Source organism: Buchnera aphidicola (Hyadaphis tataricae), assembly GCF_005081445.1.
GTDB lineage: Bacteria > Pseudomonadota > Gammaproteobacteria > Enterobacterales > Enterobacteriaceae > Buchnera > Buchnera aphidicola_AE.
Genome location: NZ_CP034873.1, coordinates 382288 through 395356, shown reverse-complemented (window position 1 = coordinate 395356; position 13069 = coordinate 382288). Strand labels below are relative to the sequence as shown.

General features: G+C 25.6%; 11 protein-coding genes and 1 pseudogene. 3 read left to right on the top strand and 9 right to left on the bottom strand.

The window, feature by feature from the left end:
- Window positions 1-15 precede the first annotated feature (15 nt).
- Window positions 16-2124, bottom strand: coding sequence for a bifunctional 23S rRNA (guanine(2069)-N(7))-methyltransferase RlmK/23S rRNA (guanine(2445)-N(2))-methyltransferase RlmL (rlmKL, locus tag D9V69_RS01810; RefSeq protein WP_158356626.1), 2109 nt, complete (start codon window positions 2122-2124; stop codon window positions 16-18).
- 179 nt (window positions 2125-2303) lie between these two features.
- Window positions 2304-3316 (bottom strand): annotated as a pseudogene (pyrD, locus tag D9V69_RS01805) (quinone-dependent dihydroorotate dehydrogenase).
- A gap of 279 nt (window positions 3317-3595) precedes the next feature.
- Between pyrD and pncB the strand changes: the two are divergent.
- The 3 genes from pncB (at window position 3596) to D9V69_RS01790 (ending at window position 7658) form a co-directional block, all read left to right on the top strand.
- Window positions 3596-4834, top strand: coding sequence for a nicotinate phosphoribosyltransferase (gene pncB, locus D9V69_RS01800; RefSeq protein ID WP_158356625.1), 1239 nt, complete (start codon window positions 3596-3598; stop codon window positions 4832-4834).
- Window positions 4835-4976: 142 nt separating this feature from the next.
- Window positions 4977-6377: an asparagine--tRNA ligase gene (gene asnS, locus D9V69_RS01795; RefSeq protein WP_158356624.1), complete on the top strand. Its 1401-nt coding sequence runs from the start codon at window positions 4977-4979 to the stop codon at window positions 6375-6377.
- Between the two features lie 144 nt (window positions 6378-6521).
- The gene (locus D9V69_RS01790; RefSeq protein WP_158356623.1) at window positions 6522-7658 is read left to right on the top strand and encodes a porin; all 1137 of its coding nucleotides are present in this window, start codon (window positions 6522-6524) and stop codon (window positions 7656-7658) included.
- A gap of 243 nt (window positions 7659-7901) precedes the next feature.
- On the opposite strand, the gene D9V69_RS01785 is transcribed toward D9V69_RS01790, so the two are convergent.
- The 7 genes from D9V69_RS01785 to acpP all read right to left on the bottom strand — a co-directional run bounded on the left by D9V69_RS01785 (window position 7902) and on the right by acpP (window position 13069).
- A complete protein-coding gene (locus D9V69_RS01785) occupies window positions 7902-8402 on the bottom strand; it encodes a hypothetical protein (RefSeq protein ID WP_158356622.1) in 501 nt (166 codons plus the stop codon).
- Between the two features lie 38 nt (window positions 8403-8440).
- Window positions 8441-8782 carry an HIT domain-containing protein gene (locus tag D9V69_RS01780; protein ID WP_158356621.1) on the bottom strand — a complete coding sequence of 114 codons (342 nt, stop codon included), beginning with the start codon at window positions 8780-8782 and terminating at the stop codon, window positions 8441-8443.
- 51 nt (window positions 8783-8833) lie between these two features.
- Window positions 8834-10270, bottom strand: coding sequence for a PTS glucose transporter subunit IIBC (ptsG, locus tag D9V69_RS01775; protein ID WP_158356620.1), 1437 nt, complete (start codon window positions 10268-10270; stop codon window positions 8834-8836).
- A 103-nt stretch (window positions 10271-10373) separates the two neighbouring features.
- On the bottom strand, window positions 10374-11174 hold the full coding sequence (locus tag D9V69_RS01770) for a TatD family hydrolase (protein ID WP_158356619.1): 801 nt from the start codon (window positions 11172-11174) through the stop codon (window positions 10374-10376).
- A 50-nt stretch (window positions 11175-11224) separates the two neighbouring features.
- Window positions 11225-12220: a DNA polymerase III subunit delta' C-terminal domain-containing protein gene (locus D9V69_RS01765; protein ID WP_261979615.1), complete on the bottom strand. Its 996-nt coding sequence runs from the start codon at window positions 12218-12220 to the stop codon at window positions 11225-11227.
- Window positions 12199-12831, bottom strand: a complete 633-nt coding sequence (tmk, locus tag D9V69_RS01760) for a dTMP kinase (RefSeq protein ID WP_158356618.1) — start codon at window positions 12829-12831, stop codon at window positions 12199-12201. Before tmk ends, D9V69_RS01765 begins: the two co-directional genes overlap by 22 nt.
- Window positions 12818-13069, bottom strand: coding sequence for an acyl carrier protein (gene acpP / locus D9V69_RS01755; RefSeq protein WP_158356617.1), 252 nt, complete (start codon window positions 13067-13069; stop codon window positions 12818-12820). Before acpP ends, tmk begins: the two co-directional genes overlap by 14 nt.

Sequence of the window (13069 nt, the reverse complement as noted above, 5' to 3'; positions counted from 1 at the left end):
TTTTTGTTCTTAAAGTTATGGAAGATGTTTAATTATCCAGGAATGATGTAAATTTGAATCATTAATATAGTCTTTACATTGCATTTTTTTTGTAATGTTTTTGGCATATAATTGTATTTTTTTGATCTCATCTGACTGAAAATTAAAATTATGGGTAGAACTTGAAAAAATAATAGAACCATTTTTGCGTAAAATACTTTTTAAATTTTTTATAAGATTAAGATAATCTTTTTTTATGTCAAAATGTTTTTTCATTTTTTTTGAATTGGAGAATGTTGGTGGATTGATAAAAATTAGATCGAATTTTTTGTTAGTATTTTTAATCCAATCTACACAATCTGTTTGAATAAAATGATGTTGATGATTATTGTTTAAATTATTGATAAACATATTACGTTTAGACCATGTAATATAAGTTTTAGAGATATCTATACTAGTAGTGCTTTTTGCTTGTCCTAATCCAGCATATACGGTAGCAGTTCCAGTATATGAAAATAAATTTAAAAAATCTTTTCCTTTAGACATGTTGCCGATTAATTTTCTTATTAAACGTTTTTCCAAAAATAAACCAGTATCTAAGTAATCTACTAAATTTATTAAAAATTTTGCAGAATATTCTTTAACTTGAATAAAGTTATTTTGCTGAAATAGTTTTGAATATTGCGCATGATTTTTATTTTTTTTTCTAATTTTTAATATGATGTTATTGATTTCAATAGATAATATTTCTTTAGCATAATAAATAGCGTGACACAATCTTTTATGTGTTTTATTAAAGTTAATTATATTTGGAGCTTGATATTCTTGTACAACCATCCATTTTTTATATATATCTATAATTATATTATAATTTGGTAAATCAGCATTATATATGCGGAAACATTCTATTTTTTCTATATTTTTCCATTTTTCTAACTTTTGGACATTTTTTTTTAATCTATTTTGATATTCTTTGTTTTCAATATTTAATTGATTAGAATAGATATGGTAATTGTTTTGAAAACAATTAAGTGCGCCATTTTTTAAACAGTATTCTTGATTTGCTCTCATTTGTATGAATTGTAATAAAAATTTTGATGCACTGAAAATTGATAATGTCCAATTATGAAAATATTTTTTTGATACGATTCCTAATTGTATATAAAGTCCTACTAGTTGACTTTCAGTGTGATTTCTTTCACCGTATGGTGCATTACTCAATAATGTACCAATTTCTTCTTTGTTATATATGTTCTTAAGATTATTTAAGTTTTTTGTAAAAAATTGAGTTATTTTTGATACACCAGCATACAATGCATTGATTTTGGCTTTTTTTATGATTTCAGCGTTATAATCGTATCCTAAAAAATAATTTTTTGAGCATAATTTTATTCCAATTTGAAATTTTTTTTCTGCATCTTGATAAATTTTTTCCCATATATCTTTTTTGTATCCTTTCCAAAATTGAAATCCCCAAATTAATCTGTTCAAACCAGGAGCTCTATTGCAAGCAATCATGGCTGCTTCGATTACTAAAGTTCCTGATCCACACATAGGATCTATGATTGGAGTATTATGTTTCCAACCTGATTGTAATATTGCTGCTACACTTAGATTTTCTTTAATTGGAGTAGCGTGAACAAAACGACGATATCCTCTTTTATGTAATGCATCACCACTTAAATCTAGCATAACATTTATTTTGTTATTTTCGTATAAACATACTCGAATACGAATATTAGGATTAATAAGATCGACATTGGGACGTGAAGAGAAGTTTTTTTTAAACTTATCTACAATAGCATCTTTTACTGTCAAACTTCCGAATAAACTATTGCGAATAATATTGTTAGTACCTTTAAAATTAATCAAAAAAGTATTATGTGTATAAAAGAAATCATTCCATTCAATATTATATACATTATTATAAAGATCTTTAATGTTATAAATGCTAAATCGTTTTATACATAAAAAAATTCTTGATGCAATACGACTCCACATTAAAGTTTTATACAATAACAATTCATCAGCTTGATAATAGACACCACCATGTGTACTGTCAATTTTTTCAACACCTAAATCTAACAGTTCTTTTCCTAACATTTTTTCAGTGCCAAAATTGGTACTTGCAAATAAATAATTCATTTTTTTATTTTTTTTAAGTAATTACATTATATTGTTTACAAAATGATATAATAAGAATGATATATTTTGTTAATTTTTTTTTGAATTTATGTTAAATATTTTAAATATTTTTTAAAAATTAATTGTTTTTGATAAAATATGTGATATTTGATATATAATTTATAAATTATCAAATAAGATCATGTTTTTTCAACAATACTTCTAATAATTTGTGGTCCTTGATATATCAGTCCAGAGTAAATTTGTATTAAAGTTGCTCCTGATTGTATTTTTTCTTTGGCAGAATCAATTGAATTGATACCTCCTACTCCAATAATAGGGATTTGGTTCTTTAAAATTTTTGACAATGTGTTAATTATTTTGGTGCTTTTTTTTTGTAAGGGTAATCCACTTAAACCGCCTTTTTCTGTGCTATTAGTTAAACCGACTATTGAAGAATGATCTAATGTTGTATTTGTCGCAATAATACCATCTATTTCATGTCTAATCAGTTCTGTAGCAATATGATATAATTCTTTTGTGGAAAGATCTGGTGAAATTTTAATTGCTATTGGAACATATTTTAAATATTTTTTGTGCAATTCGCTTTGTTTTTTTTTAATTGCATATAACAAATTTTGAAATATTTTTCCGTATTGCAATTGTGTTAAATCATGAGTATTAGGAGATGAAATATTAATAGCAATATAACTGGCATAGAGATATGTTTTTTCTATACAAATTAAATAGTCTTTAACAGCGTTTTTGATGCTAGTATTTTTGTTTTTTCCTATATTTATACCAAGAATTCCTTGAAAACGCGCCTGTTGTATATTTTTAACTAAATTGTCCACTCCTAAATTAGGAAATCCCATTCTATTGATAAGGCCTTCTGCAGGAATAATCCTAAATAATCTTGGTTTAGCATTGCCATATTGCGGTAATGGAGTCACAGTTCCTACCTCGATAAATCCAAATCCTATTTGAGATAAGACGTTTATATACTCACCATTTTTATCTATTCCGGCTGCATTTCCTAATTTATTACTGAAATTTAACCCCATACATATTATATTTTTTGAGATGATTTTAGGCTTAAAAAAAAATTTTTTAAGAATTGTATTTTTTTGGAGCGAAGTTGCTTTAACGTGAACATGTGAGCTTTTTCTGGATCTATTAAAAATAATAGTTTACGAATGAAATAATAAAACATTATAATTCCTTTTTCATGTAGAAAAATATATAAACGTTTATCATAATGAATCGCATAAAAATGTTCTACTTTATTTGGTTATGTAATGATATATTTTTCAATTTATACAGTGTGATTTTATAAAAAATTTAATCACGTTTGTTTTTATGCTATATTTTTTCAATCAGCAAAGCAATTTTTATTTATTAATTAATATTTAAATATTTATTATCAAACACAATATTATTGTTTAGTTAAATATTAAAAAATAAAACAGTATAATAAAAAATCAAATATACTATGAAACAATATAATTACCCAATATTAAAAACATTACTTGATACTGATGTATATAAGTTTTATATGCAACAAGCAGTTTTTTATCATTATAAAAATGTAGATGTAGTTGCTGATTTTATTTGTAGAGGGGATAATTTTTTAGGTTGTTATTCTGGTGTTTTATCAGAACAAATTAAAATGATGAGACATTTATATTTGAATGATGAAGAATATATTTATATGAAATCTTTTTCATTTTTTAAACAAGAATATTTAAGTTGGTTGAAAAGTTTTCGTTATGATGTTTCTCAAGTAACAATTAATAATTATCAAGGTCAGCTAAAAATTCGTATTAGCGGCTCTTGGAAAGAAGTAATATTATGGGAAGTTCCTATTTTAGCTTTGATTAGTGAAATTTTTCATGCTAATTGTTCTCCAGAAATTACCACTACAAGTGCAATAAAACATTTACACGTTAAATTAAAAAATTTTTTTAATGCTACAAAATCTATAGATTTATCGCATTTAAAAATCGTTGATTTTGGAACACGAAGAAGATTTTCTTATCAAGTGCAATATTCTGTTATTCAAACGTTAAAAAAAGAATTTCCTTTTTTGGTAGGTTCAAGCAATTATCATATATCTCGTATGTTAAATTTGTCACCAATTGGTACTCAAGCTCATGAATGGTTTCAAGCTCATCAGCAAATTAGTGCCGATTTAAAAAACAGCCAAATTCTAGCATTACAAATATGGTTGTGTCAATATAAAAACGATTTAAATATAGCGTTAACAGATTCTATTAATATGAACTCTTTTTTGCGTGATTTTAATTTTTATTTTACTTCTTCATATAAAGGAATACGACATGATTCAGGAGATCCAGTAACATGGGGTGAGAAAGCTATAAAACATTATGAAAATTTAGGCATTGATCCTCGTACTAAAGTATTATTGTTTTCAGACAATTTAAATTTTCAAAAAATTATATCTCTTTATCAAAAATTTAATCGTAGAACTAATGTAATTTTTGGAATAGGAACACAATTAACATGCGATATTCCATATGTAAAACCATTAAATATAGTAATAAAATTAGTAAAATGCAATGGTAAACCGGTTGCAAAATTATCAGATAGTCCAGGAAAAACATTTTGTTTAAGTAAAAAATTTTTAGAAAAATTATGTAAAGAATTTAACATTCCGTTTAAAAAATACAAAGATACAAAAATCGATAAAGAATGTTCAATTTATCAATAAATTAAATACAACAATATTATTTAATTAATTTTTAAATAATTAAAGAAAAGTTCTTTAACGAAATGATCTAGATAAATAAGTTGATATATTATAAGTTATATAATAAAAAAATTTTTTTAGATGAGTCAAAAGGAAAGCATGTATGAATACAGTATCAATATCAGAAATATATAATGATGATATTATAATCAATAGTTTCATTACTGTATGTGGATGGGTTAGAGCTCGACGAGATTCGAAATCTGGTTTTTCTTTTATTATAATTTATGATGGTTCATGTTTTTATTCTATTCAAGTAATCGCTGATAATTCTTTACCTAATTATTATAAAGATATCTTACATTTGACGGTTGGGTTTTCTGTTATAGTTACTGGGAAAATAGTGCTATCTTCAGGAAAAAATCAAAAATATGAAATTCAAGCCACTGAAATCAAAATATTAGGTACAATTAAAAATCCAGATACTTATCCTATATCTCCTAAAAAACATAGCATGGAATATTTAAGAGAAGTGGCTCATCTAAGGTCTAGAACAAATTTAATAGGTGTAATAGTACGTATCAGAAGTTACATATTGCAATCTTTACATAGTTTTTTTTCTAAAAAATATTATTATTGGGTACCTACTCCGATTATTACGGGGTTCAATACTGAAGGTACCGGAGAAATGTTTCGTGTTTCCACTTTAGACATGAATAACATCCCTAAAAATCAAGATGGATCTATCGATTTTAAAAAAGATTTTTTTGGAAAAGAATCTTTTTTGACCGTTTCTGGTCAATTAAACTTAGAAACTTATGCTTGTGCTCTATCTAAAGTGTATACATTTGGCCCAACATTTCGCGCTGAAAATTCTAATACTAGTCGTCATTTAGCAGAATTTTGGATGTTAGAAGTAGAATCTGCGTTTTCTGATTTAAATGATATATCCAATTTTGCTGAAGATATGTTAAAATATATTTGTGAAGCTGTTTTGAAAAATTGTGTTGCAGAAATCAACTTTCTTAAAAATTACATTGATTCTGAGATTATTAATCGTCTAAAAACATTATTATCAGTAGATTTTGTGCGTATTGATTATTTAGATGCTGTAAATATTTTACTAAAAGCTAACATTCGATTTAAACAACCTGTTTCTTTTGGAATAGATTTATCTTCTGAACATGAACGTTTTCTTGTAGAAAAATATTTCAAAATTCCTGTAATCATTAAAAATTATCCAAAATCATTAAAAGCATTTTACATGAGGTTGAATGACGATAAAAAAACTGTTGCAGCAATAGATTTATTGGTGCCGAAAATCGGTGAATTAATAGGTGGTTCACAACGTGAAGAACGTATTGAAATATTAGATCAACGTTTATTAGAATTAGGTTTTAAAAAAGAAGATTATTGGTGGTATAGAGATTTACGTAGATATGGTACAGTTCCACATTCAGGATTTGGAATGGGTTTTGAAAGATTAATGTGTTATATAACAGGGATATCTAATATAAAAGATGTTGTTCCATTTCCACGAACCGTCAATAATGCTAATTTTTAGTAAAAATTTTTTAATATTTAATCATTAAATTTTTTATTACATGAATGATTTCATACAATAAAAATTTAAAAAAATAACATTATTTTTTTTAGTGAAAATTAATATATACTTTATATATTCATTGAAAAGGTAGTATAAAAAACTATGATAAATCGTAAATATTTAGCAATTGCAATACCAATGTTTTTATCCATAAGTAATGGAGCTAATGCAATAGATATTTTTAATAAAAATGGTAATAAGCTCGAATTATATGGTAGCATTGATCCCAATCATGAATTCTCTCAAAAATTTGCATCAAAAGAAATTAATTCTCATCAAGACTGTACACATTCTATTTTGGGTCTATTAGGAGAAGTAAACATTACTGATGAATTAATAAGTTATGCTACTTTGGAATATAAAACTGATTTTTTATTTCCAGAAAAACACACTAATCAACAACAATCTAATAGTGTTCGTTTAGGATATGCTGGTTTTAAATATGGTGATTTAGGTTCGATTGATTATGGTCGTAACTATGGTATTTTTCATGATGTAGAATCTTTAACTAATCGCACTCCTTATGTTACTAAAGATGGTTTATTTTCTAAAAATGATAATTACATGATAGGTAGAAATAATAGTTTACTTACATATAGAAATAACAATATTTTTGGTTTATTTGATGGTGTTAGTTTTGCATTGCAATATCAAAATAAATCTAATAAAAAAATTATTAATGAAGAAAATAGCTCAACTTGGGGTGCGTCTATCAAGTATGAAACTGATATAGGTTTAACTGCTATTGGTTCTTGTTTTTCTTCTGATCGATTTAAATATAAACAAGATGTAAATGAAAAAATGCCTTCTGTAAATGCATACGGATTAGGTTTTAAATATAATACAAATGATTTATATATTGCTGCTTTTTATGGCGCAGGAAAGAATTTGAATTTATTTGACACAAACAATCAAGATGATAATTCTAATGAATCACGTGTAGATAAAGTAGAAAATATAGAAGCGATTGCAGAATATGATTTTCATTCGGGATTTTATCCTTCTTTAAGTTACTTAGATGCTAAAGGACAAAATTCAACTGTACAAAATGAATCTAACGAAAATACTTGGGAATTAGCAAGACAAATTAATATTTCTACTCGTTATGAGTTCAATAAAAATATTTCTACATATATGAATTATAAAATTAATTTATTAAAAAATAACAATAAATTTATTAAAAAACATAATATGACTACAGATAATGTTATTGCTGCAGGGCTCGTGTATCAATTTTAATTTTGTTCAATCGTATCTTGATCTGAATAATTAACTATGCAATATAGCATTTAAAAATTAACAGTTAGAACTTTCTACTGAATTATAATATGATTCATATCATGTTAAATATGTGTTTTTTGCACAAGAGCATAATATATTCATATCATATAATTTTTCAGTAGAAAGAACTGTTCTTTATTAAAATTACCCTTTTTTTAAATATATTTTTGTTCTTTCAAAAACTGTTAAAGACAAACTATTTTAATAATTAAATTTTGCTGTTTTTAAAAATATTATTTCTCCTGTTTTTGTTAAAATTAATTTTAATGTTAATAAAAAAGGTTTTGTGTATCCTGAAACATTGCTTTCTAAATAGTATTCAGCATGATTACTTCGAGATAATAATATTGCAATACTAGTATTTCTTACATTTTTTTCATTAGATAATCCTAATTTTTGTTTGCTTTGATTAATTTTTTTTTCGCTAATAAAGATAATTTTATCATTATATTTTGTAATTGTGTTTTTTATAATGTCTGTGATTTTTTTTGCATTTATGTTAATAGTGCCATTGTTGTTTAAGGTATGCGCGAAGAATAATGTATTTTTGTTGATAATTATATTTTTAGATTGTAAAAGTTGTATAACAATATTTTCTATTGCTGCATCTATGTTGAAAAATATGTTTTTTTCTTTTTTGGCAACATTGCAACTATTTATAAAGATTATCATGCAAAATATATAAAAAAATTTTTTAATCAACTGGTATCCTTGTTGTTTAATATTCTTTATCGGTTAAATCATAATTTACTCAGCTTTTTGCCGCCTAATAAATGCATATGAAGATAATCAATTTCTTGTCCGCCATGTTTGTTACAATTTACAATAATTCTATATCCTGTTTGATGAATGTTTTTGTTTTTTGCTATGTTGATGGCTACATAAAACATATCTGCTAAAATATTTTTATTTTCAATATTTATATCATTTGATGATGCAATAAAAATATTAGGAACAATTAATATATGTATTGGCGCTTTAGGTTTAATATCTTCAAACGCAGTAATATATTGATCTTGGTAAACGATATTTGAAGGTGTTTTTTTATGAATAATATCTTGAAAAATGAAATAATTTGACATGATTAAAATGCTCATTGTGTAGGTTTTTTGAAAATTTTTTAATATTTTTTGTCATGTGCTGTGTTTTATATATTCATCTATAGATGTTTTTATATTTTCAGATCTGGTTCCAAAAACAGCTTGAATTCCCAATCCTGAAATCATTATTCCTGCTGCACCAAGATTTTTTAGCTGATCTTGATTGACTTGAGATATGTCTAAAACCGTGATTCTTAGCCTAGTAATACATGCATCTAAATTTTTTATATTATTTTTTCCACCTAACGCTTCTACAATATATGGCGCAATTTCAACATTACTTTTTAATCGATTTTTATTCTGATTTTCTTCTCGTCCCGGTGTTGGTAGATTAAAATTCACAATGACTAAATAAAATATAACATAGTATAAAACTCCATAAATCATACCAATAAAAGGAAAATAAAATATATGATGACTGTTTCCGCTTAATATTATAAAATCTATTAGTCCGTGTGAAAAACTAGTTCCCGCTCGCATATCTAAAAAGATACAAAGAGCAAAAGATAAGCCAGCTAATATAGAATGAATCACATATAAAATCGGAGCTACAATAATAAAAGAAAACTCAATAGGTTCGGTAATACCTGTTAAAAAAGCTGTTAAAGCGGATGAAATCATGATGCTACCGATTTTAGATTTATTTTCTGCTTTTGCTGTTTTCCAAATAGCTAATGCAGCACCAGGAAGACCATACATTTTAAAAATAAATCCTCCTGATAAATTTCCAGCTGTAGAATCTCCAGCCATGTATCGTGCAATATCTCCATGAAAAACTTGTCCTACAGAATTAGTATATTCTCCGATTTGCATTTGAAATGGTACATTCCATATATGGTGTAATCCAAATGGTACTAATGCTCTTTCTACTAATCCATATATAGTAAAAGCGAGAATAGGATTTTGATACGCAGCCCATTGAGAAAATATTTGAATACCTTTACCAATTGGAGGCCATATAAAAGATAATATTAAACCTATTAATATTGCAGATAAACCTGAAATAATCGGAATAAATCTTTTTCCAGAAAAAAAACCTAAATATTCTGGTAACTGAATACGATAAAATTTGTTAAACATATACGCTGCGATTGTTCCAGAAATAATACCTCCTAATATTCCTGTGTCGGCCATATGTTTGTTTTTTATAACATCAATATTATTATTGATAGTAATTGGTTCAAATACAGATAATGTTGCAATTAAAATACCATAAGATACTACTGCTGCTAATGCAGCAACACCATCGTTTTTTGTAAAACCGAGAGCAACACCAATTGCAAAAATTAAAGGCATATTATTAAATACTGAACTTCCTGTTTGAGCCATAATTTGAGAAATAATATCTGGTAATAAACTAAAATGTGCTGATCCTATTCCTAAAAGTATTCCTGCAATAGGTAATACTGAAACAGGCAGCATAAGTGATTTACCAACTTGTTGAAGGTGTGCAAATACGTTTTTAAACACTGTAAAGGACTCCTAGAAACACATAAAAATATAAATTCATAAAATATTATTGATTTTTTTGAATCAATCTCGATAATGCTGATGGCATTTTTTAATAAAATACTTATGCTTTGAGATTAAACAATGTGCGAAAATTATTTGTTGTAGTTTCTGCTAATTTTTTTAAGTCTATATTAATTAAAGAAGAAATATATTCTGCTATATTGAATAGGTATGCTGGTTGATTTTCTTGTCCTCGATATGGAACCGGTGACAAATATGGTGAATCAGTTTCTATTAATAAACTTGATAATGGTATTTTTTTTATTGTTTCTTGTAACGATGTAGAATTTTTAAACGTAATAATGCCAGAAAAAGAAATATAAAATCCCATATCTAATAGTTTTCTTGCTGCATTATAATCTTCAGTAAAAGAATGCAAGATTCCTTTGCATATTTGTGCATTTTCTTCTTTTAGAATTTTTATAGTATCGTGAATAGCATTTCGAGAATGCACTATAATTGGTTTTTTTAATTTAATCGCAATTCTAATATGTTCTCGGAAAAATGTTTGTTGAATATGTTTATTTTCTGTTGAATAATAATAGTCTAAACCAGTTTCTCCTAAAGCTATCACGCGTTTTATAGAAGACAATTCTGTTATTTTATCAGACAACACTTGTAATTTAAGAAATTTTTTTAACTCTCTTTGACAATATACTGGATGCACACCACAAGAATAAAAAATAGAGTGGTATTGTTTGAATAATTTTTGAATATGATAAAAATTCTTTATAGAAGTAGATACTGTTAATAAAGATTTCACATTTTGTTCATAAGATTTCTTTAAGACATCTTCTATATTTTTATGTATATAATGATAATTTAATTTATCAATGTGACAATGTGAATCTGTTAAAAACATAATTTTTTTATCTCTTATTTTTATAAAAAATTGTACAATGAATTAACAGTTTAAAAATGTAGTATTGTTTCCCACCGCAGCAATTGTTCTGCCATCAATAACTCATAATTTATTCCAGATATATTTAATAATCTATATCTACACTGCATCCAATTTCGAATGCTAATATCTAAAACATCATTTGTATAATTCTTAGACAAAAATTTAATAATTTCTAATTGATCAAGATTAATTAAATATTGGTCTTGAGTATAATGAAATTTAATAGCATCTAATAATAGTGAACATATCCAGTTAATTTTAGTGTGAGTATTAGTTGTATTTAATATTTTTAATAATTCAAGTAAATCTTTTTTTTTAAAAGCTTTAATAAAATGTTGATAGAACTTGATTCGTTCCATCCATAATGTTCCATCGAGAAATTTTTTTGAAGATATAGGAGAACCTGCATTAATGCGTAATGCAGTTAAATATAATGCATCATTGTTAATTTGATTGTTATTTAACCATTGCAAACTATCTTTTTCTGTTGGAGTAAACACTTTATACAAAACACAACGACTATGTAATGTTGCAAAGATATCTAAGCTGTGATAGTTTATAATTAAAAACCAAGTATTTTTTGGTGGTTCTTCTAGTGTTTTTAAAAATGCATTCATTGCAGGTTCTGTCAAGTTTTTAATATTTTCCAAAAAAATAATTTTAGGACCACCTTGTTGTGCACTTTTAAAAATTTTATTATTAATTTTTCTTACATCATCTACTTGCAATTTCTCATTTTTTTCATTTTTGAAATTATGCCAATCTGGATGGTTATGAGCATTCATTAATGTGCATCCATGACATTGGTTGCAAAAGTATATATCAATACGTTTAAGACATAATAACCATTTACTGATGAACCAGATTAGTTCAGATGTGCCTAATCCTTTTTGTGTTTTTATTAAAATAGCATGATGAGCTGTCTTTTTTTTATATTGATAAATAATATTTTTATATGTTTGTCTGAGCCAAGGATATAATTTCATTGATTTTTTTTTAGCCAATTAGATAATTCTTTTGTAATCTTTTTAGTTACAGTATGAATGTTTAAATTAGCATTAATTTTAATAAAATTTTCATTATTATTAATATTTTTCAAATAAACTGCTCTGGTTTTTTTAAAAAAATTTACAGATCTACTTTCAATTTGATCTAATAAACTTCGATTTGCAACTCTTTTTAATCCTATTTTTGGAGTTACATCTAAGTAAATTGTTAAATCTGGAAAAAAATTTTTTAAAAATAAATCGTGTAATTGCAGTATAATTTTTTTTTTAATTCCTAAACCTCCACCTTGATAGGCTAAAGAAGATAAACTATGACGGTCAGAGATGACCCATTTTCCATTTTTTAATGCAGGTTTTATTATTGTTTCAACTAACTGTATTCTTGCGGCATACATTAATAATAATTCAGTTTCTTTAACGATTTTTTCTTGACTGATTTTTTTTGTTAACTGTCTTATTTTTTCTGCGATAGGTGTACCGCCTGGTTGTCTTACTAAGATGATATTTTTAATATTATGTTCTTGTAATGTGTTTCTAATACATTTGCAGGCATGCGTTTTTCCTGCACCCTCTAACCCTTCAATTACAATAAATTTATTTTTTTGCATTTTTATTTAATCGATATTGAATGTATTCAATAGCATTATTTATTGTATTGATTTTTTCTGCTTCTTCATCTGAAATTTCAATGTCAAATTCTTCTTCTAAAGCCATAATTAATTCTACTATGTCAAGTGAATCAGCTCCAAGATCTTCTATCAAGGAAGAGTTTTTGAAAACTTTTTTTTCTTCTATATCTAATTTTTCAATGATAATTTTTTTTATACGTTCTTCAATTTTATTCAT

Coding starts and splice junctions, on each gene's coding strand:
- acpP (WP_158356617.1), bottom strand. CDS start 13,069: ATGAATAAAATTGAAGAACGTATAAAAAAAATTATCATTGAAAAATTA.
- tmk (WP_158356618.1), bottom strand. CDS start 12,831: ATGCAAAAAAATAAATTTATTGTAATTGAAGGGTTAGAGGGTGCAGGA.
- D9V69_RS01780 (WP_158356621.1), bottom strand. CDS start 8,782: ATGTCAAATTATTTCATTTTTCAAGATATTATTCATAAAAAAACACCT.
- asnS (WP_158356624.1), top strand. CDS start 4,977: ATGAATACAGTATCAATATCAGAAATATATAATGATGATATTATAATC.
- rlmKL (WP_158356626.1), bottom strand. CDS start 2,124: ATGAATTATTTATTTGCAAGTACCAATTTTGGCACTGAAAAAATGTTA.
- D9V69_RS01790 (WP_158356623.1), top strand. CDS start 6,522: ATGATAAATCGTAAATATTTAGCAATTGCAATACCAATGTTTTTATCC.
- pncB (WP_158356625.1), top strand. CDS start 3,596: ATGAAACAATATAATTACCCAATATTAAAAACATTACTTGATACTGAT.
- D9V69_RS01770 (WP_158356619.1), bottom strand. CDS start 11,174: ATGTTTTTAACAGATTCACATTGTCACATTGATAAATTAAATTATCAT.